The sequence below is a fragment of the Streptomyces olivochromogenes genome (genome assembly GCF_001514115.1).
Classification (GTDB): Bacteria; Actinomycetota; Actinomycetes; order Streptomycetales; family Streptomycetaceae; genus Streptomyces; species Streptomyces olivochromogenes.
Map to the genome: position 1 here is coordinate 195,255 of NZ_KQ948455.1, position 25,708 is coordinate 220,962.

The window sequence follows — 25,708 nt, forward strand, 5'->3', positions numbered from 1 at the left end:
AGGCCACCAGAGTTGTCCGGAGTCTTTGATTCGATGGGGCGCCACCTGGTTAGAAGACTGGGAGTATGTCGCGGCCGGTCCAAAAACCATCGGGACCGTGCTGTGATCGTGAACACCGTGTTGTGCGGCGCCGTAGTGCTGGATACTGCGGGCAGCCGCCCCCGGTGACCGGTGCCGGACGCGGTGAGCTGGAGGGGACGGTTCGCGTGAGCGAGATACCAGCGAAGGCCACGGAGTCCGAGGACCCGTCGGACGGCGCGAGGGCGGGGGCCGCGGGGGATTCCGCCGTGGCCGGAGCGACGGGCGGGGCGATGGGCGACGCCATGACCCCACCGCGAGGCGACGCGAGAACCGAGCCGACGAACACACCACGGGTCGGCGCGCCCTCCGGACCGCGCGACGACGTGAGGCCCCGGACGGCGGGCGCCTCGACGGGCGATCCGACGGACGCGGGCAGGGACATCGGCGCGGACCCGCACCGGGCCACGGCCAAGTCGCCTGGTGGACCGCAGGGCGCAGCGCCCGTCGAACCGTCCGGCGAGCCCATGGGCGACGCGATGTGGCAGAGCAGCCCGCCCGGTTCGATCTACGACTACATCAAGGTCGCCTCGTTCTCCATCGGCGCCGACGGCCTCGTCGACCAGTGGAGCCTGCGTGCCGAGCAGCTCTTCGGGATATCCCCCGAGCGCGCCCTCGGCATGGACCCCATCGAGGCGTTCTTCGAACCCGACCAGCGCGAGCGCGGCCAGCGCAAGATGGCGGAGATCCTGGACGGCCGCGAGTGGACCGGTGTGGTCCCCTTCCGCATGCCGGCCACCGAGGACGGCGAGGCGGGTGCCGAGGGCCTCGCCGAGGTCTATGTGATGCCCACCACGACGGAGGACGGCGAGCGGGCCGCCGTGTGCATCGTCGTGGACGTCCGGACCCTCCGCAGCATCGAGACGGACCTCGCCGCCTCGCAGGCGATTTTCGGTCAATCTCCGTTCGGCTTCCTGCTCATCGACACGGATCTGCGGGTCCGGCGCGCCAACAAGCGGTTCGCCTCGGTGTTCGGCGGAAACGTGGACAGCCACCGCGGCCGTACGGTCCACGACTATCTGCCGCGCTCCGAGGCCGATCGCGTCGCCGCGACGCTGCGCCGCGTCCTCGAAACCGGCGACTCCATCACGGACATGCACGTCACCGGCTTCATACCCGGCTCCGACGACCGCCGGCACTGGTCGGTCAACCTCTACCGCGTGCACAGCGGCACCGGCCGTCCCATCGGTATCGCCTGGCTCGGAACCGACATCACCAGCCGACGGGCCGCGGCCCGGGAAGCGGCCGCCGCCCGGCGCAATCTCGCTCTTCTGAACGAGGCGGGCGCCCGCATCGGCAACTCCCTCGACCTGGAGACCACCGCGCGCGAACTCCTCGACGTCGTCGTGCCCGGTTTCTGCGACCTCGCCACCGTCGACCTCTACCAGGGTCTGCTGGCGGGTGACGAGACCCCGCGGGCGCTCGCCGACGGCAGCGCGGAGCTGCGCCGGGTCGCCTTCGCCAGCGCCGTGTCCGACGCGCCGTTCATCGGCGGACCGGCCCCCGTGGCCGTGGGCGCCGTCCACCACTACCCGTTCAACTCGCCCTGCGCGGACGCCCTGCGCACCGCCCGCCCCCAGCACGTCCCCGCGGAGGACGGCGGGCTCATCCAGTCCACGCTGGCGGTCCCGATGGTCGCCCACGACACGGTGGTCGGCCTCGCCCAGTTCTCCCGCACGAAGGGCAGCGAGCCGTTCGGCGACCGCGACCGGGCGCTCGCGGTGGAACTCGCGGCGCGCGCCGCGGTCTGCATCGACAACGCCCGCCTGTACCGCCGTGAGCACGAACGCGCGCTGATCCTGCAGCGCTCGCTCCTTCCGCCGGGCGACCCGGAGGCCTCCGGTCTGGACATCGCGTGTCGGTACCTGCCCGGCAACGCGGCCACCGAGGTCGGCGGCGACTGGTTCGACGTCATCGAACTCCCTGGGCACCGCACGGCGTTGGTCGTCGGCGATGTCATGGGGCGCGGTCTGCGGGCGGCGGTCGCCATGGGTGAACTGCGTACCGCCGTACGCACCCTGGCCCTCCTCGACCTCGAACCCGCCGAAGTCCTCTCGGCGTTGGACGAGATCGCCCGCGGCCTCGGCACTCCCGGCGGAGTCCAGCAGGCCACCCGCGCGGCCCGCCAGCCCCGCGACGCCGACCTCTCCGAGGTGTACCTGGCGACCTGCGTGTACGCGGTGTACGACTCCGTGACCCGCCGCTGCACCTTCGCCAACGCGGGCCATCTGCCGCCGGTGCTGGTCGAACCCGGCGAGAGCGCGCTGATGCTCGACGTGCCGCCGGGCATGCCCCTCGGGGTGGGCGGCGAGCCCTTCGAGGAGGTGGAGGTCGAACTACCCGAAGGCGCACTGTTGGCGCTCTACACGGATGGACTGGTCGAATCGCGCGATCACCCCCTCGACGAGGGTCTGCAGGCCTTCGTCGGCGCGCTCACCGACCCCTCCCGCCCCCTGGAGGACGTGTGTGACCACGTCCTCAACACCCTCGACACCCACCACGGCGAGGACGACATCGCGCTGCTGATGGCTCGCGTTCAGGGGCTGCCCGCCGATTCCGTCGGCGACTGGACGCTGCCGCGCGAGCCGCGCAGCGTGGGGCGGGCCCGTGAGTACGCGCGCACCCAGCTCACCGCCTGGGACCTGGAACCGCTCGTCGACACCACCGAGCTCCTGGTCAGCGAACTCGTCACCAACGCGCTGCGCTACGGCGAGGGTGAGATCAGGCTGCGCCTGCTGCTGGACCGGACCCTGGTGTGCGAGGTCTGGGACGCGGGCCTCGTCCAGCCGCGCCGGCGCCGCGCCCGCGACACGGACGAGGGGGGCCGGGGGCTGCAGCTCGTCGGTCTGCTCTCCGCCTCGTGGGGCTCGCGGCGGACACCGGCGGGCAAGACGGTCTGGTTCGAACTCCCGCTCCCGGACGGCGGCACGCCTCTCACGGACCCGGCGGAGGCGTTGCTGAGCCTGTTCTGACGGCACGGTTCCCCCGCGCCCCTTGGGCGGGGCTTCGCCTCGATTCCCCGCCCGGCCGGTGGTTCCTCGGCCGCGAGCCGGTGGGGGCTGGTCGTGCGGTTCCCCGCGCTCCAGAAAGCCCCGCGCCCCTGAAAGCCCCCGCGCCCCTGAAAGCCCCGCGCCCCTGATAGCCCCCGCGCCCTCAGAAGTCCCTGCGCCCGCGTGTCCTCGGTCCGCCGAAGCTCCCCGCGGGGGCGCCGGGCGTGTCGTCGAGCAGGATCCCGCCGAGCACCGCACCGCCGACGCCCGCACCCTCGGGCCCGGCATACGGATTCCCGTACGCCCGCACATCCCGCTCCGCGAGCTGCTGGGCCTCCAGGGCGAGCCCATCGGCGCTCCGGACGTCGACGAGGGTGCGGGGCGCGAGCGCGAGGTGCCGCTCCGCCTCCGACAGCCGGGTCCGGGCCTCGACCCCGACCGCTCCCCGGTGTGTCGTGACGAAGTCGGCGGCGAGGGCGACGGCACTGCGGGCCGCAAGGAGCGCGTGGTCGAGGAAGGCCCGGTCGAGGAAGGTCCGGTCGACGGGCACGCGGTCCTCGGCCAGGAGCGGTGCCCCGGCGTCGGCGAGGCGACGGAGGGCGCCGAGGGGGTCGTACGGACGGACGCCGCCCGTGATCTCCCGCCGCACGTCGGCGACGGCCGAGGCGGCGTGCGTGATCCGACCGGGCAGCGCACCGACGGCCGGGAGGCCGTGCGCGGCCACGAGCTCGGCGTCCGCGTCACGCAGCGCGCCGGGCAACATGGCCGTCGCGGAGGCGAGTTCGGAGGCCACTCGGTCGATACCGGCCACGAAGAGGTCCGCCTGGTCGACGGCGGCCTCGGCGGCCCGCAGATACGCCGTCGCCCGCGCGCCCTCCCCCCGGTCCAGGGACTGCCGGGCCCGGTCAAGGCGGGTGGTGGCGAAGACGAGCCGGTCCTTGGCCTGTTCGACGTTGCCCGCGACGGACAGGGACGCGGAGGGCGCGTACCGCTCGCGCAGTTCGGTGAGCGTCGCCTCCGCGGCCGGGGTGCGCGCGGTGAGCTCCCGGAATCGGGCCTCCGCCGACTCCAGCGCGGCAGGCAGCGTCCGTTCCAGGGCGCGCAGCAGGTCGAACCCGGGCGCCTCCGCGTCCAGCCGCCGCCCCGCCTCCGTACAGCGGGCGACGATCTCCTCCAGCAGCTGCCGCCTCACGAGGCTGTCGTCGGTCAGGGTCTCGTCCAGCCGCTGCCACAGCCGGAAGGAAGCCGTCAGCTCGGAGCGCGCGAACGCCAGTGCCTCCGTGTACGTCTCGACGTCCTCCTCCCCGAACCGGTCCGCGGCCCAGCCGAGTTCCTCCGTTCCGGTGCGTACGCAGTCGTCGATCTCGACGAGCAACCGCCCCGCCCGCCGGTCGAGTTCGGCGAAGGGCACGGGGTGCGGGGTGCCGCCGCCGGGCGTCGTACGGGTCCGGGCCCGCCGCGTCCGCCGCGCGTACGAGTACGCCGCCAGCGCCCCCGCGGCGACCACCGCGACGAGGGGCAGCACGAGGTCGCCGGTGCTCGTCCCGCCCCGCCCGGGCGCGGCCCGCACCTCGTGGGCACCCGCCCGTGCGACGGGCAGCAGCAGCCACCCCACCGCCAGCAGCCCCCCGAGTACGGCATGCGCCACCCGTACGGCTATGTGGGACGTGGCTCGGCGCGACCGGCTTCGGCTCAGGGGCGACGTCACATTTGGGAGCGTATGACCGCTTGCGCCGGGGCGCGACCGGGAGTGCGCCGAGGCGGGGCCGCTTAAGGTACGGGGGATACGGGGGTATACGGAGGGGGCACGGGGGATGGACGAGCAGCGCGCGGGGACCGAGGTGGAGACCGGGGCGGAGCCGGTGGCGGAGACGCCGGCGACACCGGTGGCGGAGACGGACAGGGGAGAGGGCGGGGGAGCGGGCGGGCCGGGGGACGGCGAGGGCCGTACCTCCCCGAGCCGGGTCCCCGCCTGGCTTCGAACGGTGGGCCGGGGCTGGCGGCACCCCCGCCTCCGCTGGCCCAAACGGGTCGCGCTCGCGCTCGTTCTGGTGTCGGTGCTCTCCCTGCTCGCCGCGGGCACCGCCCTGCGGGTCAACTACGCCGGAGACCCGGCCCCCGGTACCCAGACCAGGAACCGTGACGCCCTCTGGATGGGCCACGCCTGGGTGGACGGCCGGAAGAAGGACGCGGACGTCAAGGCGCTCGCGAAGCGGCTGCGGGCGACCGGGATCCGGGATCTGTACGTGCACGCGGGACCGCTGGAGCACGACGGGACCCTGCCCGAGTCGGCGTACCCGAAGGCGCGTTGGCTGGTCGAGGCCGTGCACCGCGAACTGCCCGGTGTCCGTGTCCAGGCGTGGCTCGGCGACGTGCTCGCCACCGAGGGGGAGGTCGGGATGCGCCTGGAACGGGCGGCCACCCGGGCCGCCGTCGTCCGCTCCGCCGGGCAGATCCTCGACGCCGGTTTCGAGGGCGCCCACTTCGACCTGGAGCCCCTGCACTCCGACGACTCGAACTACCTGTCCCTGCTCGACGATCTGCGCCGCGTCACCCGCGCCCACGACGCCCAGCTCTCCGTCGCCGCCCACCAGATCGACCCGCTCCCGAACCTCCACTCCGTCTTCGGCGCCTTCACCGCGCACCCCAAGTGGTGGTCCCAGTCGTTCTTCGGACAGGTCGCCCGCCGAGTCGACCAGATCGCCGTGATGTCGTACGACACGGCGCTTCCGCTGGAAAGCCTGTACGGGGGTTACGTCGCCGAGCAGACCTCCCTCGCCCTCGAAGTCACCCCGAAGTCGACCGACCTGCTGATGGGCCTGCCCTTCTACTACGAGGACAACATGGACCACCACGGCTCCGCCGAGACGGTCGCGGCGGCCGTCCGTGGCACCCGCCTCGGCCTCTCCCGCACCGACCGCACCCGGGAACACTTCGGCGTCGCCCTGTACGTGGACTTCGCCGCCCGGGAGAAGGACTGGACGGCGTACGAGGAGGGCTGGGTCCGATGACAGTCAGGCGCAGGCCGCTCACGAGGGACGAGCTCGCGCCCCTCGCCCGCGCGGCCCTCGGCCCGGCCCGGACGCTCACCGCGGTCACCCGGCTGCGCGGCGGCAGCAAGAAGGGTGCCTACCGGCTCTTCCTCGACGACGGCTCCACCGCGGTCGCCTACGTCTGGGACCCGGCCGAGGACTACTGGGACGCGGCCCCGGCAGACCCCCGCGACTCCTTCTCGCACGCCTCCGGGCTCGACCTCTTCACCGCCGCGTACGACAGGCTCACCGCCCTCGGCATCCGCACCCCACGCCTGCTCTTCGCCGACCGCGGCCACACGCATCTGCCCTCGGACGTGGCCGTGGTGGAGGACGTGCGCGGCGGCAGTCTGGAAGACCTGCTGCACCGCGACCCCGAGGCCGCAGAAGGGCCCCTGCGGGAACTGGCCGAGGCCCTGCGCACCCTGCACGCCCACTCCGCACCCCGCCACGGCAAGGTCGCCGTCGTCGACAACGGCGGCAGCGCGTACGGCGGTTCGTGCGAACAGGTCGTCCTCGAACGGGCCCTGGCCGACCTGGCGGAGGCCGCCGCACGCGACGCCCGGATCGCCGCCGTACGCGAGGCCCTGCACGACCGACTGCACGCCCTCGCCGGGAGGGTCCGACCGCGTGGCCGCGTCGGCCTGGTCCACGGCGAACTCGGCCCGGACCACGTCCTCGTGGACGAGCACGGCCACCCCGCCCTCATCGACATCGAGGGCCTGCTCTACTTCGACGCCGAGTGGGAGCACGTCTTCCTGCGCCAGCGCTTCCACGACGACTACGCGGCTCTGCGTGCCGAGGGTCTCGACGAGGACCGGCTGCGCCTCTACCGCCTGGCCATGCACCTCTCGCTGGTCGCGGGCCCCCTCCGGCTCCTCGACGGCGACTTCCCGGATCCGGAGTTCATGCGGGCGATCGCGGAACACAGCGTCGGGCAGACCCTCACGCTGCTGGAGCACCCCGTGCCATGATCTGAGCCCACGCGCCGGTTCGGCGCGCTCTGGGGGAGGGGGAAGTCCGTGCACCCGTATCTGGTGGGCTTGGTCGCGCTGGCGATGACCGGCACGGCGCTGATGGGGATCGCCGGGATCGTCACGGGCTGGGTGCCGCCCTGGCTGCGCCCCCGTGTCTTCCGGCCGAAGCTGTGGGGGTACGGCTCGGTGGTGGGGGCCGCCGGGATGTCCCTGTACATGTTCATCGGCCCGTTCCGAGGGCCCGACCTCAGCATGGCCCCCTTCGCGATGACCGGTATGGCCCTGTTCATCGTGGGGCTCGTGATGCAGATGGCCTCGCGGCGTCCCGGTGGCCCCGGCATCCCCGAACGCCGATGACAGGGCCCTGGCTCTTCGCGGCGGGTCTCGGCGAGGGCGTGGTCCTCGGACTCGCGGCGGCCGTCGGGATCGTCGCCGTGCGCGGCGGCCGGGTGCCGGGGTGGGAGCGCCGTCCCGTCGTCCGGCGCCGCCTGTGGGGCCGGGGCGCGCTGCTGGTGACGGCGGCCGTCGCGCTCCAGTCGTTGAACCTGGCCTTCTCGGGCCCCGGCTACCTCCAGTTCGCGGTCGCCCTCGTGAGCGGCGCGGGCCTGATCACCGGGGCCGCCCTGATGCACCGGGCGACCCGGGACCGCCGCCGCGGCCCCACCGCTCCTTCGGCTCCCTAGATTCCTGAGAGCCCTGAGAGCCCTATGAGCCCTTAAGACGAATCCCGCCTCCTGATCTTCGAACCCAGCCACACCAGCGGGTCGTACTTGCGGTCGACCGCCCGTTCCTTCAAGGGGATCAGGGCGTTGTCCGTGATCTTGATGCCCTCGGGACAGACCTCCGTGCAGCACTTGGTGATGTTGCAGTAGCCGAGGCCGTGCTCGTCCTGGGCGGTGCGCTTGCGGTCCAGGCCGGTGTCGGCGGCCGCGTCCAGCGGGTGCATGTCCAGTTCGGCGACGCGCATCAGGAAGCGCGGGCCCGCGAACGCCGGTTTGTTCTCCTCGTGGTCACGCACGACATGGCAGGTGTCCTGGCACAGGAAGCACTCGATGCACTTGCGGAACTCCTGCGAGCGGTCCACGTCCTCCTGCTGCATGCGGTACTCGCCGGGGCCGAGACCGGCCGGGGGGACGAAGGCGGGGACCTGCCGCGCCTTGGCGTAGTTGAAGCCGACGTCCGTGACGAGATCCCGTACGACCGGGAAGGCGCGCAGCGGTGTGACGGTGATCGTCTCCTCGTGCGTGAACACCGACATGCGCGTCATGCACAACAGCCGGGGGCGTCCGTTGATCTCCGCCGAGCACGAACCGCACTTGCCCGCCTTGCAGTTCCAGCGGACGGCCAGGTCCGGGGCCTGGGTCGCCTGGAGCCGGTGGATGATGTCCAGCACCACCTCACCGTCGTTGACCTCGACCGTGAAGTCCTCCAGGCCACCGCCCTTCACATCCCCGCGCCACACCTTGAAGCGGGCCTCGTAGCTGCTCACTCGTAGAGCTCCTCTTCGGCGAGGTACTTGACCAGCTCCTCCTTCTCGAAGAGGGCGAGCAGGTCGGGACGAATGGGTTCGGTGGTCTCGCGGCTGAGGTCGATCTGACCGTGCACCGGGTCGGTGGCCGCCAACCCGCCTGTGGGATCGGTGAGTTGGCACAGGAGATTGGCGCGACGCCAGGTCCGCTCCATCGCCGGATGGTCCTCGCGGGTGTGGCCGCCGCGTGACTCCGTGCGCTCCAGGGCGGCGCGGGCCACGCACTCGCTGACCAGGAGCATGTTGCGCAGGTCGAGGGCGAGGTGCCAGCCGGGGTTGAACTGCCGGTGGCCCTCGACTCCGGCCCGCCGTGCCCGTACCCGCAGCTCCGCGAGCTTCTCCAGGGCCTGTTCCATCTCGGCCTCGCGGCGGATGATGCCGACCAGGTCGTTCATGGTCTGCTGGAGTTCCTGGTGGAGCGTGTACGGGTTCTCGGGCGGGCGTCCGCTCTGCGCACCGGGCTCCGGACCCTCGGCCGAGAAGGGCCGCAGGGCCTCGGCCGCCGCCGTGTCGATCTGGATGTCGTCCACGGGCGGGCGGTCCCGGGCCAGGTCGGCGGCGTACCCGGCGGCGTGCAGCCCCGCCCGCCGCCCGAAGACCAGCAGGTCGGAGAGGGAGTTGCCGCCGAGCCGGTTGGAACCGTGCATGCCGCCCGCGACCTCACCGGCGGCGAACAGCCCCGGTACGCCGCGCGCGGCCGCCGAGTCCGATTCGACCGCGATGCCGCCCATCACGTAGTGACAGGTGGGCCCGACCTCCATCGCCTCGGCCGTGATGTCGACGTCCGCGAGCTCCTTGAACTGGTGGTACATGGAGGGAAGCCGGCGCCGGATCACCTCGGCGGGCATACGGGTCGACACATCGAGGAAGACCCCGCCGTGCGGCGACCCACGACCCTCCTTCACCTCGGAGTTGATGGCACGGGCGACCTCGTCGCGGGGCAGCAGCTCCGGGGGACGCCGGTTGTGGTCCGGGTCCTCGTACCAGCGGTCGCCCTCCTCCTCGGACTGCGCGTACTTCTCCTTGAAGACGTCCGGGATGTAGTCGAACATGAACCGCTTGCCGTCGGAGTTCCTGAGCACCCCGCCGTCCCCGCGCACCGACTCGGTGACCAGGATCCCCTTCACCGACGGCGGCCAGACCATGCCCGTCGGGTGGAACTGCACGAACTCCATGTTGAGCAGCGGCGCCCCGGCGAGCAGCGCGAGGGCGTGGCCGTCGCCCGTGTACTCCCACGAGTTCGACGTCACCTTGAACGACTTGCCGATACCGCCGGTGGCGATGACGACGGAGGGGGCTTCGAGAACGAAGAAGCGGCCGGACTCGCGCTCGTAGCAGAACGCCCCGGAGACGCGGTCGCCGTCCTTCAGCACGCGCGTGACGGTGCACTCCTGGTACACCTTCAGCCGGCTCTCGTAGCTCCCGGTCTCCTTCATGTCCTCCTGCTGGAGCGACACGATCTTCTGCTGGAGGGTCCGGATGAGCTCGAGCCCGGTCCGGTCGCCGACGTGCGCGAGCCGCGGATACTCGTGGCCGCCGAAGTTGCGCTGGGAGATCCGCCCGTCCTTCGTACGGTCGAACAGTGCGCCCCAGGTCTCCAGCTCCCACACCCGGTCAGGGGCTTCCTTCGCGTGCAGCTCGGCCATCCGCCACTGGTTCAGGAACTTCCCGCCCCGCATGGTGTCGCGGAAGTGGACCTGCCAGTTGTCACCGGAGTTGACGTTGCCCATCGCGGCCGCGATGCCGCCCTCGGCCATCACCGTGTGGGCCTTGCCGAACAGCGACTTGCAGATCACGGCCGTACGGGCGCCACGCTCGCGCGCCTCGATGGCGGCGCGCAGTCCGGCGCCACCGGCGCCGACCACGACAACGTCCCACTCCTGCCTGTCAACCACGGACATCAGAGGGCCCCACTCAGCTAGAAGAAGCGCGGATCGTCGAAGGCGCCGGACGCGACGAGGTACACGTAGAAGTCGGCGAGCGCCACGCTGATCAGCGACGCCCAGGCGAGCAGCATGTGGCGGGCGTTGAGCTTCCCGACCCACTGCCACATCCGGTAGCGCACGGGATGTTTGGAGAAGTGCTTGAGCTTGCCGCCGACGATGTGCCGGCAGGAGTGGCAGGACAGGGTGTACGCCCAGATCAGCGTGATGTTGAGCAGGAAGACCAGGGTGCCCAGGCCCATGTGGCCCCAGCGGTAGTGCTCGTCGCGGAAGGAGAGCACGGTGTCGTAGGTCAGGATCCCGGCTACGACGATCGCGGCGTAGAAGAAGTACCGGTGGACGTTCTGCAGGATGAGCGGGAAGCGGGTCTCGCCGGTGTACTTCTTGTGCGGTTCGGCGACCGCGCAGGCCGGCGGCGACGCCCAGAAGCCGCGGTAGTAGGCCTTGCGGTAGTAGTAGCAGGTCAGCCGGAAACCGAGCGGGAAGATCAGGATGATGATGGCGGGGGAGATGCCCCACCAGCTCCCGAAGAGGTCCGCGTTGGGGCCCGCGTGCATCGTCCGGCACCGCTCGGCCAGACAGGGCGAGTAGAACGGCGAGACGTACGGCGCCGAGTAGTAGTTCGTGTCCGCGAACGCGCGCCAGGTCGAGTACACGACGAAGGCCAGCAGCCCGGCGGCGGTGACGGCGGGCGCCAGCCACCAGCGGTCGGTGCGCAGATGCGGGGCGGTGATCGCGGCGCGCGTACCGGTGTGTACGCCGCCGGGGGTCGGATGGGGTTCAGTGCCAGTGCTCAACTTTTCGCCTCCGGGGCGCTCACGGGGCGTGGCGGTCGTGGGCGCCGAGTCCCTCGTCGTCCGAGTCCGTCCACAAGGAGCTGTCGTACGGGGTGTCGGGGATCGACACGAGATCGGGGCGCCGGGGCGGGGCGAGGCCGGGGGCGGACTCGCGCAGCAGGGCGACGCTCTCGCGCAGGTGGTCTGCGTCGGCGCGGACGCGGCGCATCTCGAGGCCGCCTCCGCCGATCTGCTGCTCCAGGCGTCCCACCGACCTCACGAGGTCGTCGATGCATCGCTGAACTGACGTCAAGTCGTCGTGTACGGACATGACTTGCCCTCGCTTCCAGGACCCTGCGGTCCAAGGCGGCAACGTTCATGCGCCTGCGAGTGTTGCGCGTCACACCGAGCCGTGGGAAGGGATCTGCACGGATTGACGGCTCACGCCCATCGGAATGCGCCCCCCGGGGCCGATTTACATCCACACGTGAGTGAATCCGAGCCCTGCGACGGGGCTGCGCCGCGGATCCCTGTTCGGCTGCGGGTGGGTGGGGGCGGGCCGCGCAGTTCCCCGCGCCCCTGAGGCGGGGGCTTCGCCCCGCATGCCCCGCCCGCCCGAGGTTCTTTGGCTGACGGCTGGTGGGGGTTGGTCGCGCAGTTCCCCGCGCCCCTGAGGCGGGGGCTTCGCCCCGCATGCCCCGCCCGCCCGAAGTTTTTTGGCTGACGGCTGGTGGGGGTTGGTCGCGCAGTTCCCCGCGCCCCTGAGGCGGGGGCTTCGCCCCGCATGCCCCGCCCGCCCGAGGTTCTTTGGCTGACGGCTGGTGGGGGCTGGTCGCGCAGTTCCCCGCGCCCCTGAAAGCCTCGGATCGTCCGGCGTTTGAGGACGAGGTCGTTCAGGCCGATGCGGGGGTCTGGGGGTGGAGCCCCCAGGGATGGGACGGGTAGGGGCGGCGGGGGCGAGGAAACGTTGGGCCGGATGGGTGGGGTTCTGGGCGCTCCCCGTCGTGTCGCCGCGCCCCCACGCTCCCCCTCCCCTTCAGTGGGCGCATACATCTGATCAACCGTATATACCGCCAAAAGTGATCAGATCCGGCTCCGTTCTCCCCACCGGAGGTTGCAGTGATGTCCCACGACGGCGTCGGACTGCGCGCGGTGATGCGCTCGGTCGCGTTCCTCACCGCGGGCGCGCTCGCGGTACCCGCCCTCGCCGCGTGCAGTGCCGACGACGAGGTCGCCAAGCCCCTTGCCGCGCAGGACATCGCACCCGCGACCCGCGACCGGATCGCGGACGGCGGCACCCTCCGCTGGGCGGTGGACGCCGTACCGCAGACCCTCAACACCTTCCAGGCGGACGCCGACGCCGGCACCTCCCGGATCGCCGGCGCCGTACTGCCCTCCCTGTACCGCCTCGACCCGAACGGCACCCCCCAGCTCAACCCCGACTACCTCGAATCGGCCAAGATCGTCGAGACCGAGCCCAAGCAGGTCGTGCTCTACAAGCTCAACCAGCAGGCGGTCTGGAGCGACGGCCGCGAGATCGGCGCCGCCGACTTCGCCGCCCAGTGGCGCGCCCTGTCCGGCAAGGACAGCGCGTACTGGACGGCCCGCAACGCCGGCTACGACCGCATCGAGAAGATCGAGCAGGGCAAGAGCAACCTGGAGGTCCGCGTCACCTTCAGTCGCCCCTACGCCGACTGGAAGTCGCTCTTCTCACCGCTGTACCCCAAGGACGCGATGGGCACCGCGGACGCCTTCAACGACGGGACGCGCACCAAGCTCCAGGCCACCGCGGGCCCCTTCGCCCTCCAGAAGATCGACCACAAGGACGGCCAGGTCCTCCTCACCCGCAACCCGCACTGGTGGGGCCGCCCCGCCAAGCTCTCCGAGATCGCGCTGGTCGCCGTCCCGCGCGACAAGCGGGCCGAGGCGCTCGGCGCCGACAAGGTCGACCTGGCCGAGATCGACCCCGAAGAGGCCGGCCGGATCACGCTCGCCGCCCGCGACAAGGGGCCCGCCCCGTTGCAGGGACCGGGCTCCGCGCTCACACCCGCGAAAGCGCTGCGTTCCTGGGCGGTCGCGCACGGCTCCGACGAGCAGGCCGCGTCGGACGAGATCAAGGCCCGCAAGAAGCAGCGCACGGCGAGCGCGACGTACGCCCGTCAGCAGACGTCCCTGCGCGACTTCGTGGTCCGCAAGTCCCTGGAGCCCGCCTACACCCAGCTGGCCCTGAACGGCTCCGAGGGCCCGCTCGCCGACGAGCGCGTCCGCCGCGCCGTCGCCCGCGCGATCAACCGCGACGAACTCGCCAAGATCGTCCTGGGCCCGCTGGGCCTGCCCGCCGTCCCGGTCGGCAGCCACCTCGCGCTCTCCGGCCAGCCGGACTACGCCGACAACAGCGGCGCGCTCGGCGGTCAGGACACCAAGGAGGCGCAGGCGCTGCTGGCGGATGCCGGGTGGGTGCCCGGGGGACCGGTGAACGAGCAGCAACAGCAGCAGAAGAAGGACAAGGACAAGGCGGCCGGGCCCGAGGGCAAGAAGGCGGACTCCGACCCCGACTCGGACGACGGAACGTTCATCGTCGGCGAGGACGACAAGAACGGCGAGGCCGACCGGGACAAGAAGGACCCGAAGGACCACGCCGCGAAGCAGGGGAAGGACGAGAAGCACGGGAAGAAGGACGAGAAGCAGCACGCGGGCGACGAGGCAGGCAAGGATGTCGACGGCAGGCAGTACGCCCCCAAGGACAACCGGCAGGGCGGGGCGCCCGGCGCCTACGCGCCCAAGGGCACGGCCGCCCCGGCGGGCGCCGCGGCCGGCGCGCTCGCCAAGGACGGCAAGGCGCTGACCCTGCGCTTCGTCCTGCCCTCGGGTCCCGGTTCGGACTCGCTGCGCACGGTCGCCGACCAGATCTCGCGGATGCTGGAGAGCATCGGCATCCGTACCGAGACGTCCAGGGTGCCGGACGACAGCTATTTCAAGGACCACATCGCCTCGGGCCAGTACGACCTGGCGCTGTACTCCTGGCCCGCCTCGGCCTTCCCCGCCACCGACGCCCGCCCGATCTACGCGAAGCCGGTCCCGGCCGCCGACGGCTCCCTCGCCGTCGAGCAGAACTACACCCGGGTCGGCACCGACCAGGTCGACCAGCTCTTCGACCAGGCCATCGCGACGCTGGACGAGGACGAGTCGCGTGCCCTGGTCCGCAAGGCCGACGCCCGGATCTGGGCCGCCGCCGGATCGATTCCCCTCTATCAGCGCCCCCAGCTCACGGCCACCCGCCTGGACCTCGCCAACGCCGGCGCCTTCGGGTTCCAGACTCCCCTCTATGAGGACATGGGCTTCTTGAAGAAGGGCGCGCAGGGGGGAACGGCAACCCAGAAGGACAGGTAGGAAGGGCAGGCAGGAAGGGCGATCGGCGTCGCCCACGGCCTCCGCGGACTAGCCCGCGGAGGCCGTGCCCGTCAAGGCCACGTACCATGGGGTAAGGCCGTGGCGTGTCCAGCCCGGCAGGGTCCGCGTAGCACTGACGTACGCGCAGGCCGTCCACTCACTCCGGGAGAAGCGCCTCAATATGGCCACGCGCCACGACATCCGCAACGTCGCCATCGTCGCCCACGTCGACCATGGCAAGACCACCCTGGTCGATGCCATGCTCAAGCAGGCCGGTGCCTTCGCCGCGCACGCCGCCGAGTCGCTTGACGACCGCATGATGGACTCGAACGACCTGGAGCGTGAGAAGGGCATCACGATCCTGGCCAAGAACACGGCCGTGAAGTACCACCCGAAGGATGGTGGTGAGGTCATCACCATCAACATCATCGACACCCCGGGCCACGCCGACTTCGGTGGCGAGGTCGAGCGCGGTCTGTCGATGGTGGACGCGGTCGTCCTCCTCGTCGACGCCTCCGAGGGCCCGCTGCCGCAGACCCGCTTCGTGCTGCGCAAGGCGCTGCAGGCCCGCCTGCCCGTCATCCTGTGCATCAACAAGACGGACCGTCCCGACTCGCGCATCGACGAGGTCGTGAACGAGGCGTACGACCTCTTCCTCGACCTCGACGCCGACGAGGACCAGATCGAGTTCCCGATCGTCTACGCGTGTGCGCGTGACGGCGTCGCCTCCCTGACCAAGCCGGAGAACGGCACGGTCCCGCAGGACAGCGACAACCTGGAGCCGTTCTTCACCACGATCCTGGAGTCCGTCCCGGCCCCGTCCTACGACGAGTCCGCCCCGCTCCAGGCGCACGTCACCAACCTGGACGCCGACAACTTCCTCGGCCGTATCGCGCTGCTCCGCGTCGAGCAGGGCGAGCTGCGCAAGGGCCAGACCGTCACGTGGATCAAGCGCGACGGCACGATGTCCAACGTCCGCATCACCGAGCTGCTGATGACCGAGGCGCTCACCCGCAAGCCGGCCGAGAAGGCGGGCCCGGGTGACATCTGCGCGGTCGCCGGTATCCCGGACATCATGATCGGCGAGACGCTTGCCGACCCCGAGAACCCGATCGCGCTGCCGCTGATCACGGTCGACGAGCCGGCCATCTCGATGACCATCGGCACGAACACCTCGCCGCTGGTCGGCCGCGGCGGCACCGGCAAGGGCGCCACCGCCAAGGCCGCGGTCAAGGACCGCAAGGTCACCGCCCGCCAGGTCAAGGACCGCCTCGACCGCGAGCTGGTCGGTAACGTCTCCCTGCGGGTGCTGGACACCGAGCGTCCGGACGCCTGGGAGGTCCAGGGCCGTGGTGAGCTCGCGCTCGCCATCCTGGTGGAGCAGATGCGCCGCGAGGGCTTCGAGCTGACCATCGGCAAGCCGCAGGTGGTCACCCAGATGATCGACGGCAAGGTCCACGAGCCGGTCGAGCGCATGACGATCGACGTGCCCGAGGAGCACATGGGCGCGGTCACGCAGCTCATGGGCGTCCGCAAGGGCCGTATGGACAACATGTCGAACCACGGCTCCGGCTGGGTCCGCCTGGAGTTCGTCGTGCCCTCCCGCGGCCTCATCGGCTTCCGGACCGAGTTCCTGACCGGCACGCGCGGCACGGGCATCGCCCACTCCATCCACGAGGGCCACGAGCCGTGGTTCGGCACCCTGACGACCCGGAACAACGGTTCGCTGGTCGCCGACCGCGCCGGTGCCGTCACCGCGTTCGCGATGACGAACCTCCAGGAGCGCGGTGTGCTGTTCACCGACCCCGGCACCGAGGTGTACGAGGGCATGATCGTCGGCGAGAACTCGCGTGCCGACGACATGGACGTGAACATCACCAAGGAGAAGAAGCTCACCAACATGCGCTCCGCCGCCGCCGACTCGTTCGAGGCGATCGTGCCGCCGCGCAAGCTCTCCCTTGAGCAGTCCCTGGAGTTCTGCCGCGACGACGAGTGCGTCGAGGTGACCCCGGAGGCCGTGCGTATCCGCAAGGTCGTCCTGGACCAGAAGGAGCGCGGTCGCAGCGCCAGCCGGGCCAAGCACGGCTGACCTCGGCCGTTCCGCAGTGATTTCGGGCACCTCGCATTCGCGGGGTGCCCGTTGCGTTGGGGGGGGGCGCGCCGAGCGTGACGCGCGGTTTGCGCTGACGTACGGGGCTGCGATAGGGCGCAGAGCGAGGGGAGGGTAGGGAAAACCCTTCATTACGGAGGAGGAGCCCTCCAAAATGGCCGGTTCCCACTACCCTGCAGTCACGTGGGTCCCGGCCGCACGGCGCGTCTCGGCGTCGTGATCACACCGTCGGGGACGAACCCGCTGGATCAGCGAACGGCCTTGTCATGGAAGCCCGTTGACCGCGAAACGGGGCAGTTGCCTCCGCCGGTCCGGGGTGGGTGGGCACGCCGATGGCACCCCCACATGACGGCCACGATAGCCGCAACCCCTTTTTTCGCTCCGAGCGTCCGCAATGCGGACGGTCGAGACCGATAGATGTGTAACAAGTCCGTTTCGCAGGGATCTTTCAGCAAACCCTTTGTCCGGATTTTGGAAGAAGTAGGCGACAGGTGTGATCGAACCGAGACCTTGTGAGTGTGGTCGGGCTCTGGCCCATGGCAGATAGTTAGGCGCGTAGAGCTCGGACCAACGGGCCATACGCCTTCAGGTGGCGTCGGCTTGCGAGCGCAGGGGGCACCAGCACTTTCTCCGTCCCGAGTGTCGGCAGTGTGACTAGTGCTCCCTTTTGCGGTGAACCAATGGACTCATGAGGAGGAACCCATGCGCGGTGCCAAGAGCGCCAAGTGGGTCGCGATAGCCGCGGTTGTGGCGCTGGGAGCGACCGCCTGTGGTGGTGGCGGTGGCGACAAGGGCAGCGACAGCAAGGCCGCCGTCGACCCGGCCGGTAAGTTCTCGGTCGAGGTGGGCGAGCCGCAGAACCCGCTGCAGCCGGCCAACACCATGGAGTCCAACGGCAGCATTGTCATCAAGTCGCTCTTCTCGCAGCTCGTGAGCTACGACGACAAGGGCAACATCGTCTACGTGAACGCGCAGTCGGTGGACACGAAGGACAACAAGACCTACACGGTCAAGCTGAAGTCGGGCTGGAAGTTCCACGACGGCACGCCGGTGACCGCCACGTCCTACGTCAAGGCGTGGAACTGGGCCGCCGCCCCGGCGAACAAGCAGACCAACAGCTTCTGGTTCTCCGACATCGCGGGCTACGACGACGTCGCCCCGGCGAAGGGCAAGCCGAAGGCCACGGAGATGTCCGGTCTGAAGGTCGTCGACGACAGCACCTTCACGATCACGCTCTCCAAGGCGATCCCCTACTACGTCTACAAGCTCGGCTACGAGGTCTTCTCGCCGCTGCCCGAGTCCTTCTACAAGGACCCGAAGGCCGCGGGTGAGCACCCGATCGGCAACGGCCCGTACAAGTTCGTCAGCTGGGCGCACAAGAAGCAGATCGAGGTCGCCAAGTTCGACGGCTACCAGGGTCCGGACAAGGCCAAGAACGGTGGTGTGCTCTTCAAGAACTACACCAACCTGGAGACGGCCTACGAGGACCTGAAGTCGGGCAACGTCGACGTTCTGCGTCAGGTCGCCCCGAAGGACCTGCCGGTCTACAAGTCGGACCTCGGCAGCCGCGCGGTGGACAAGGCGTACTCGGCGATCCAGACGATCACGCCGGCCTTCTACACCAAGCAGTGGAAGGACATCAACCCGAAGGTCCTGCAGGGCCTGTCGATGGCGATCGACCGCGCCACCATCACCAAGACGGTGCTCCAGGGCACCCGTGAGCCGGCCACGGGCTGGGTCGCGAAGGGTGTGCTCGGCTACGAGCCGAACGTCGGCGGTGACGTCTTCACGTACAACCCGACCAAGGCGAAGCAGCTCATCAAGGACGGCGGCGGCGTCCCGGGCAACGCCATGACCATCCAGTACAACGCTGACGGCGGTCACAAGGAGTGGGTGGAGGCGGTCTGCAACTCGATCACCAACGCCACCGGTGTCAAGTGCTCCGGCGACTCCAAGGCCGACTTCCAGGCCGACCTGGACGCGCGTGACGCGCACTCGGTCAAGTCCATGTACCGCAGTGGCTGGGTGCTCGACTTCCCGATGAACGCGAACTTCATCCGTGACCTGTTCGGCACCAAGTCGGACGGCAACACGAGCGGGTTCTCGAACAAGAAGATCGACGCCGACATCGCCGCGGCCGACTCCGCCAGCTCCCTCGCGGACTCGGAGAAGAAGTACCAGGACATCGAGAAGGAGCTCGTCAACTACATGCCGAGCATTCCGCTCTGGTACTACAAGGTCAACGCGGGCTACTCGGACAAGGTCACCGGCGTCGAGTACGCCCAGGACGGCGACCCGATCCTGACCGGCGTTCAGGTCAAGAAGTAACCGCAATCAGCCCGTGATCCCGGGTGCGGCGCCGCCTTGTGCGCCGCACCCGGTGGGACGGCAGCGGCCGGGGGGCCCTTTCCATGCGCATCGTTCAGGGGTGCGCAAGGAAAGGGCCCGTCGGCTGTCGTCGTAGTAACTACATGGAGGCACGATGGGGCGCTACGTCGCACGACGACTGCTCCAGATGATCCCGGTCTTCATCGGGACAACCCTGCTGATCTTTCTCATGGTCTACGCCCTGCCCGGCGACCCCGTGCGAGGCCTGTTCGGCGACAAGGGCGGAAGCCCTGCCGTCATCGCCTCACTGAGACATCAGTACGGCCTGGACCAGCCGATCCTGGTGCAGTACTACCACTACATGAAGGACATGATCCTTCACTTCGACTTCGGCACGCAGATCGCGAGCGGCCGCCCTGTCACGGACGTCCTCAGCGAGGCGTTCCCTGTGACCCTTCGCCTCGCCTCGCTGTCTTTCGCCATCGAGGTCGTCCTGGGCATCGCCCTGGGCATCTGGGCGGGTATGCGCGCCGGGCGGTTCGCGGACAACGCGATCCTGCTGGTCTCGCTGCTGCTGATCTCCGTTCCGGTGTTCGTTCTCGGCTTCATCCTGAAGGTCGTCTTCGCCTTCCAGCTCAACTGGCTGCCGCCGAACGTGAACGACTCCACGAACTACAACGAGTTGCTGATGCCGGCGTTCGTCCTCGCGACCGCCTCACTGGCCTATGTGACCCGGCTCACCCGTACGTCGGTCGCCGAGAACCTGCGCGCCGACTACATCCGTACGGCCATCGCCAAGGGCCTGCCGCGGCGTCGTGTGGTGGGTGTCCACCTCATGCGCAACTCGCTGATCCCCGTGATCACCTACCTGGGCACCGACATCGGCGCGCTGATGGGTGGAGCCGTCGTCACCGAGGGCCTGTTCAACATCCAGGGCATCGGCGGCACGATCTACCAGTCCATCGTGCGGCGCGAAGGCACCACGCTCGTCGGCCTGGTGACCATCCTGGTGCTGGTCTACCTCCTCGCCAGCCTGCTCGTCGACCTGCTGTACGCGGTCCTGGACCCGAGGATTCGCTATGCCTGACGTGACCAAGACCGACGTCCAGACGGCGGTGGCGACCGACGGTGGGGCCACCACCCCGGTGGCTGCCCCCGCGGCCAAGCCGGAGAAGTCCCGCAGCCTGTGGGGCGACGCCTGGAACGACCTCCGGCACAGCTGGATCTTCGGTGTCTCGGCGGTGCTGATCCTGCTGCTGCTGACCATCACCTTCTTCCCGGGGCTGTTCACCGACACCGACCCGATCAAGGGCGATCTGGCCAAGCACTTCCTGCAGAAGCCGAAGCTGGGCCATGTGTTCTCCGCGGACTGGCTGGGCTACGACCAGCAGGGCCGCAGTGTCTACGCCCGTACCATCTACGGCACCCGGGCCTCCGTGGCCGTGGGCTTCGGCACCACCCTCGCGGTGACGGTCGTGGGCGGCCTGATGGGCATGATCGCCGGATACTTCGGCGGCATCGTCGACTCGATCCTGTCGCGTCTGACGGACGTCTTCTTCGGCATCCCGTTCCTGCTCGCCACCATGGTCGTGCTGACCTCCTTCCCGGACCGCACGACCTGGGTCGTCATCGGCGCGCTGGCCGCCTTCGGCTGGACGCAGATCGCCCGCGTGATGCGCGGCGCGGTGATCACCACCAAGCAGGCCGACTATGTTCACGCGGCCAAGGCCCTGGGTGCGAGCACCCCGCGGATCATGTTCCGGCACATCCTGCCGAACACCCTCGCCCCCGTGATCGTCGTCTCCACCATCTCGCTCGGTGTCTACATCTCCGCCGAGGCGACCCTGTCCTTCCTCGGACTCGGCCTCAACGGCGTGTCCTGGGGCAACGACATCTCCGACGGCGGCAACCAGATCCGCGTGGCGCAGTGGATCATGCTGTACCCGTCGATCATGCTCAGCATCACGGTGCTGGCGTTCATCATGCTCGGTGAGGCCGTCCGTAACGCCCTCGACCCGAAGCTGCGCTGAGGGAGGCGTACGTGACCATCATCGAAGACTCAGTCCCGGTGCCCGCCCCGCGTAAGGGCGGCGCCGACGACGGGCCGCTGCTCGAAGTGCGTGACCTGCACGTCGAGTTCCACACCCGCGAGGGCGTGGCCAAGGCGGTCAACGGCGTCAACTACAGCGTCAGCGCGGGCGAGACCCTCGCCGTGCTCGGCGAGTCCGGCTCCGGCAAGTCCGTGACCGCGCAGGCGATCATGGGCATCCTCGACATGCCGCCGGCGAGGATCCCGCAGGGCGAGATCCTCTTCCGCGGCCAGGACATGCTCAAGATGTCCGGCGAGGAGCGCCGCAAGATCCGCGGCCAGAAGATCGCCATGATCTTCCAGGACGCGCTCAGCTCGCTCAACCCGGTCCTGTCCGTCGGCTACCAGCTCGGCGAGATGTTCCGGGTGCACCAGGGCCTCTCCAAGAAGGAGGCCAAGGCCAAGGCGATCGAGCTGATGGACCGGGTGAAGATCCCGGCCGCCGCGGCTCGCGTGAACGACTACCCCCACCAGTTCTCGGGCGGTATGCGCCAGCGCATCATGATCGCGATGGCGCTGGCCCTGGAACCGGACCTGATCATCGCGGACGAGCCCACCACGGCGCTCGACGTGACGGTCCAGGCCCAGGTCATGGACCTGCTCGCGGACCTTCAGCGCGAGTACAACATGGGCCTGATCCTGATCACCCACGACCTCGGCGTCGTCGCCGACGTCGCGGACAAGATCGCCGTGATGTACGCGGGCCGGATCGTGGAGCGCGCCCCGGTCCACGAGCTGTACAAGCGCCCCGCGCACCCGTACACGCGGGGTCTGCTGGACTCGATCCCGCGCCTGGACCAGAAGGGCCAGGAGCTGTACGCGATCAAGGGGCTGCCGCCCAACCTGCTGCGCATTCCGACCGGCTGCGCGTTCAACCCGCGCTGCCCCAAGGCCCAGGACATCTGCCGCACCGACGTGCCGGCACTGCTCCCGGTGAGCGAGCAGGACGGCACCGAGCTGGTCGGCCGCGGTTCGGCCTGCCACTTCTGGAAGGAGACGATCCATGGCTGAGCTCAGCAAGAACGACGAGCAGGAGGCCACCCCGAACGTCTCCGACGTGGAGGTCGTCGACGCCCACTCCGAGACGGAGGCGGTCGCCGCGATCGAGGCGCCGGTGGACCGTGGCGAGCCGATCCTTCAGGTGCGCAACCTGAAGAAGCACTTCCCGCTCACCCAGGGCATCCTGTTCAAGCGGCAGATCGGCGCGGTGAAGGCCGTCGACGGTATCTCCTTCGATCTGCACCAGGGCGAGACGCTGGGCATCGTGGGCGAGTCCGGCTGTGGCAAGTCCACCGTGGCCAAGCTCCTGATGAACCTGGAGCGGGCCACCGCGGGCGAGATCTTCTACAAGGGCCAGGACATCACCAAGCTGTCCGGGCGCGCCCTGAAGGCCGTACGCCGCAACATCCAGATGGTCTTCCAGGACCCGTACACCTCGCTCAACCCCCGTATGACGGTGGGCGACATCATCGGTGAGCCCTTCGACATCCACCCCGAGGTGGCTCCGAAGGGCGACCGGCGGCGCAAGGTCCAGGAACTGCTGGACGTGGTCGGCCTCAACCCCGAGTACATCAACCGCTACCCGCACCAGTTCTCGGGCGGTCAGCGTCAGCGCATCGGTATCGCCCGCGGTCTCGCGCTCAACCCCGAGATCATCATCTGCGACGAGCCGGTGTCGGCGCTCGACGTGTCGGTGCAGGCGCAGGTCATCAACCTGATGGAGCGGCTCCAGGACGAGTTCAACCTGTCCTACCTCTTCATCGCGCACGACCTGTCGATCGTCCGGCACATCTCGGACCGGGTCGGCGTGATGTACCTCGGCAAGATGGCGGAGATCGGCAGCGACGAGCAGATCTACGACCACCCGACGCACCCCTACACCCAGGCGCTGCTGTCGGCCGTGCCGGTGCCGGACCCGGAGGCCCGTGAGCACCGCGAGCGGATCATCCTGACCGGTGACGTGCCGTCCCCGGCCAACCCGCCGTCGGGCTGCAGCTTCCGCACCCGCTGCTGGAAGGCCCAGGACAAGTGCTCCGTGGAGACCCCGCTCCTCGCGGTGCCCGAGGTGTTCATGGGCGTGGACTCGCCTGCGGCCCATGAGTCGGCGTGCCACTTCGCCGAGGAGAAGAACGTCGTGCACGCGGCCTGAGCGCCACGCGTCCCGTGATCGACAGGCCGGTTCCCGGCACCGCCACCGCGGTGCCGGGAACCGGCTTTTTCGGGTGGGGCAGGAACGGGTGGGGGAAGATCGGGCGAGGGTCGGGCCGGGGTCGGGTGGGGGAAGATGCTGCATCACGTCGAACTGTGGGTGCCGGACCTGGAGCGCGCGGTCCGCTCCTGGGGATGGCTGCTGGAGAGCCTGGGCTGTGAGCCGTACCAGGAGTGGCCGCACGGCCGCAGTTGGCGCCGGGGCGAGACCTATCTCGTCGTCGAGCGGTCGCCCGCGCTGACGGCGGACTCCCACGACCGTCTGCGCCCCGGCCTGAACCACCTCGCCTTCCACGTGCAGGACCGCGCCGAACTCGACCGGCTCGTGACCGAGGCACCCCGCCACGGCTGGTCACCCCTCTTCCCGGACCGCTATCCGCACGCGGGCGGTCCGGAGCACTGCGCCGCGTATCTGGAGGACGCGGACGGCTTCGAGGTGGAGCTGGTGGCGCGCGCCTGACGCAGGTCGCGTCGACACCCAGGGGTGTGTGACTCCACGTACGGGTGGCCTGAATGTGCGGTATGTGCGTTACCGGTTGATATTGGCCGGTAATGGAACAGCGCCGCGGCGCTGGCGGCACCGCACTCTGGGAGGCACTCCATGCGTGGAGCGACGCACGCCACATGGGCCGTGGGCGCGGCGGCGGTGGTCCTCGTGGCGACGGCCTGCGGAGGCGGCGGGGGAGGCGGTGGCAGCGGCGGCGCGTCCGGCGTGCTCAGTTCCTCCTGGGGGGACCCGCAGAACCCGCTGGAGCCGTCCAACACCAACGAGGTGCAGGGCGGCAAGGTCCTCGACATGATCTTCCGGGGTCTGAAGCGGTACGACGCCAAGACCGGCGCGGCCCAGAACATGCTGGCGCAGAAGATCGACACCTCGGACTCGCAGAACTTCACGATCACCGTCAAGGACGGCTGGACGTTCAGCAACGGGGAGCCCGTCACCGCGCAGTCCTTCGTGGACGCCTGGAACTACGGGGCCAGTCTCAAGAACAACCAGAAGAACGCGTACTTCTTCGGGTACATCGAGGGCTACGACAAGGTCCACCCCGAGACGGGAACGCAGAGCGCGAACACGCTGTCGGGGCTGAAGGTCACCGGCCCCCACACCTTCACCGTCAAGCTCAACCAGAAGTTCTCGACCTTCCCCGACACCCTCGGCTACGTGGCGTTCGCACCGCTGCCCAAGGCGTTCTTCAGCGACCACGCGGCCTGGCTGAAGAAGCCGGTCGGCAACGGGCCCTACACCGTCGACTCGTACACCAAGGGCTCGACGATGGCCCTGCGGAAGTGGGACGCGTACCCGGGGGCGGACAAGGCGCAGAACGGCGGGGTGGACCTGAAGGTCTACACCGACAACAACACCGCCTACACCGACCTGATGGCGGGCAACCTCGACCTCGTCGACGACGTGCCCGCCGCCCAGCTCAAGCACGTGAAGAGCGACCTCGGCGGCCGGTACATCAACACCCCGGCCGGCATCATCCAGACCATCGCCTTCCCCTTCTACGACAAGGCCTGGGACAAGAGCGGCATGGAGAACGTCCGCAAGGGCCTGTCCATGGCGATCAACCGGGACCAGATCACCACCACGATCTTCCAGAAGACCCGCACCCCGGCCTCCGACTGGACCTCACCGGTGCTCGGCGCGGCCGGCGGCTTCCAGGACGGACTGTGCGGCGCCTCGTGCCGGTACGACCCCGCGCAGGCGAAGAAGATGATCCAGGACGGCGGCGGACTGCCCGGCGGCCAGATCAAGATCTCGTACAACGCGGACAGCGGCTCCCACAAGGAGTGGATCGACGCCGTCTGCAACTCCATCAACAACGCGCTGGGCAACGACAAGGCCTGCGTCGGCAACCCGATCGGCACCTTCGCCGACTTCCGCAACCAGATCGGGCAGCACAAGATGCCGGGTCCGTTCCGGGCCGGCTGGCAGATGGACTATCCGCTGATCCAGAACTTCCTGCAGCCGCTGTACTACACGAACGCCTCCTCCAACGACGGCAAGTGGTCCAACAAGGACTTCGACAAGCTCGTCGACCAGGCGAACGCCGAGACCGACAAGGCCAAGGCCATCCAGCTCTTCCAGCAGGCCGAAGGGGTCGTACGGGACAACATGGCCGCCATCCCGCTCTGGTACCAGAACGGCAGCGCGGGCTACTCGGACAGGATCTCGGGCGTGGCGCTCAACCAGTTCAGCGTGCCCGTCTACAACGAGATCAAGGTCAGCTGAGCCGTCCACGGGGTGAACGCCCGGGT

At 69.7% G+C, this 25,708-nt stretch carries 19 protein-coding genes; 14 read left to right on the forward strand and 5 right to left on the reverse strand.

What is annotated here, in order from left to right; genetic code table 11:
* Positions 1–206 precede the first annotated feature (206 nt).
* On the forward strand, positions 207–3,050 hold the full coding sequence (locus tag AQJ27_RS16020; RefSeq protein ID WP_067369280.1) for a SpoIIE family protein phosphatase: 2,844 nt from the start codon (positions 207–209) through the stop codon (positions 3,048–3,050).
* Positions 3,051–3,231: 181 nt separating this feature from the next.
* Here the strand turns inward: AQJ27_RS16020 and AQJ27_RS16025 are convergent, their stop codons facing one another.
* Entirely contained in the window at positions 3,232–4,776 is a 1,545-nt protein-coding gene (locus tag AQJ27_RS16025) for a hypothetical protein (RefSeq protein ID WP_067368377.1), read from the reverse strand.
* Positions 4,777–4,882: 106 nt separating this feature from the next.
* On the opposite strand from AQJ27_RS16025, the gene AQJ27_RS16030 reads away from it, so the two are divergent.
* From AQJ27_RS16030 to AQJ27_RS16045, 4 genes are read left to right on the forward strand one after another with little or no spacing between them, the layout of a single operon-like run.
* Positions 4,883–6,079 (forward strand): glycoside hydrolase family 18 protein, encoded by a 1,197-nt coding sequence (locus tag AQJ27_RS16030; protein WP_235613522.1) that lies wholly within the window; start codon positions 4,883–4,885, stop codon positions 6,077–6,079.
* Positions 6,076–7,074 carry a phosphotransferase family protein gene (locus tag AQJ27_RS16035; RefSeq protein WP_067368383.1) on the forward strand — a complete coding sequence of 333 codons (999 nt, stop codon included), beginning with the start codon at positions 6,076–6,078 and terminating at the stop codon, positions 7,072–7,074. The genes AQJ27_RS16030 and AQJ27_RS16035 overlap by 4 nt, the downstream gene beginning before the upstream one ends.
* A 48-nt stretch (positions 7,075–7,122) precedes the next feature.
* Positions 7,123–7,434 carry a hypothetical protein gene (locus AQJ27_RS16040; protein ID WP_067368387.1) on the forward strand — a complete coding sequence of 104 codons (312 nt, stop codon included), beginning with the start codon at positions 7,123–7,125 and terminating at the stop codon, positions 7,432–7,434.
* Complete coding sequence (locus tag AQJ27_RS16045) at positions 7,431–7,760, forward strand: hypothetical protein (RefSeq protein ID WP_067368388.1); 330 nt, start codon at positions 7,431–7,433, stop codon at positions 7,758–7,760. The genes AQJ27_RS16040 and AQJ27_RS16045 overlap by 4 nt, the downstream gene beginning before the upstream one ends.
* A 32-nt stretch (positions 7,761–7,792) precedes the next feature.
* Here AQJ27_RS16045 and AQJ27_RS16050 read toward each other — a convergent pair whose 3' ends face one another.
* Genes AQJ27_RS16050 through AQJ27_RS16065 form a run of 4 tightly spaced genes read right to left on the reverse strand, consistent with a single transcriptional unit; the run spans position 7,793 to position 11,655 of the window.
* Positions 7,793–8,566 (reverse strand): succinate dehydrogenase/fumarate reductase iron-sulfur subunit, encoded by a 774-nt coding sequence (locus AQJ27_RS16050; RefSeq protein WP_067368391.1) that lies wholly within the window; start codon positions 8,564–8,566, stop codon positions 7,793–7,795.
* The gene (locus AQJ27_RS16055; protein WP_067368394.1) at positions 8,563–10,506 is read right to left on the reverse strand and encodes a fumarate reductase/succinate dehydrogenase flavoprotein subunit; all 1,944 of its coding nucleotides are present in this window, start codon (positions 10,504–10,506) and stop codon (positions 8,563–8,565) included. The genes AQJ27_RS16050 and AQJ27_RS16055 overlap by 4 nt, the downstream gene beginning before the upstream one ends.
* Before the next feature lie 17 nt (positions 10,507–10,523).
* Positions 10,524–11,345 carry a hypothetical protein gene (locus AQJ27_RS16060; protein WP_067368397.1) on the reverse strand — a complete coding sequence of 274 codons (822 nt, stop codon included), beginning with the start codon at positions 11,343–11,345 and terminating at the stop codon, positions 10,524–10,526.
* 19 nt (positions 11,346–11,364) lie between these two features.
* Positions 11,365–11,655, reverse strand: a complete 291-nt coding sequence (locus AQJ27_RS16065) for a hypothetical protein (protein ID WP_067368400.1) — start codon at positions 11,653–11,655, stop codon at positions 11,365–11,367.
* A 791-nt stretch (positions 11,656–12,446) separates the two neighbouring features.
* Here AQJ27_RS16065 and AQJ27_RS16070 point away from each other — a divergent pair.
* The 9 genes from AQJ27_RS16070 to AQJ27_RS16110 all read left to right on the forward strand — a co-directional run bounded on the left by AQJ27_RS16070 (position 12,447) and on the right by AQJ27_RS16110 (position 25,682).
* Complete coding sequence (locus AQJ27_RS16070) at positions 12,447–14,714, forward strand: ABC transporter family substrate-binding protein (RefSeq protein ID WP_067368403.1); 2,268 nt, start codon at positions 12,447–12,449, stop codon at positions 14,712–14,714.
* Positions 14,715–14,895: 181 nt separating this feature from the next.
* A complete protein-coding gene (gene typA / locus AQJ27_RS16075; protein ID WP_067368406.1) occupies positions 14,896–16,803 on the forward strand; it encodes a translational GTPase TypA in 1,908 nt (635 codons plus the stop codon).
* A gap of 723 nt (positions 16,804–17,526) precedes the next feature.
* The gene (locus AQJ27_RS16080) at positions 17,527–19,152 is read left to right on the forward strand and encodes a peptide ABC transporter substrate-binding protein (protein WP_067368409.1); all 1,626 of its coding nucleotides are present in this window, start codon (positions 17,527–17,529) and stop codon (positions 19,150–19,152) included.
* Positions 19,153–19,306: 154 nt separating this feature from the next.
* Positions 19,307–20,239, forward strand: a complete 933-nt coding sequence (locus AQJ27_RS16085) for an ABC transporter permease (protein ID WP_067368412.1) — start codon at positions 19,307–19,309, stop codon at positions 20,237–20,239.
* Positions 20,232–21,182 (forward strand): ABC transporter permease, encoded by a 951-nt coding sequence (locus AQJ27_RS16090; protein ID WP_067368415.1) that lies wholly within the window; start codon positions 20,232–20,234, stop codon positions 21,180–21,182. Before AQJ27_RS16085 ends, AQJ27_RS16090 begins: the two co-directional genes overlap by 8 nt.
* 11 nt (positions 21,183–21,193) lie before the next feature.
* Entirely contained in the window at positions 21,194–22,252 is a 1,059-nt protein-coding gene (locus tag AQJ27_RS16095; RefSeq protein WP_067368417.1) for an ABC transporter ATP-binding protein, read from the forward strand.
* Positions 22,245–23,390: an ABC transporter ATP-binding protein gene (locus AQJ27_RS16100; RefSeq protein WP_067368420.1), complete on the forward strand. Its 1,146-nt coding sequence runs from the start codon at positions 22,245–22,247 to the stop codon at positions 23,388–23,390. Before AQJ27_RS16095 ends, AQJ27_RS16100 begins: the two co-directional genes overlap by 8 nt.
* Before the next feature lie 135 nt (positions 23,391–23,525).
* Entirely contained in the window at positions 23,526–23,909 is a 384-nt protein-coding gene (locus tag AQJ27_RS16105) for a VOC family protein (RefSeq protein WP_067368423.1), read from the forward strand.
* A gap of 141 nt (positions 23,910–24,050) precedes the next feature.
* The gene (locus AQJ27_RS16110) at positions 24,051–25,682 is read left to right on the forward strand and encodes a peptide ABC transporter substrate-binding protein (protein WP_067368427.1); all 1,632 of its coding nucleotides are present in this window, start codon (positions 24,051–24,053) and stop codon (positions 25,680–25,682) included.
* The last annotated feature ends 26 nt before the right edge of the window (positions 25,683–25,708 follow it).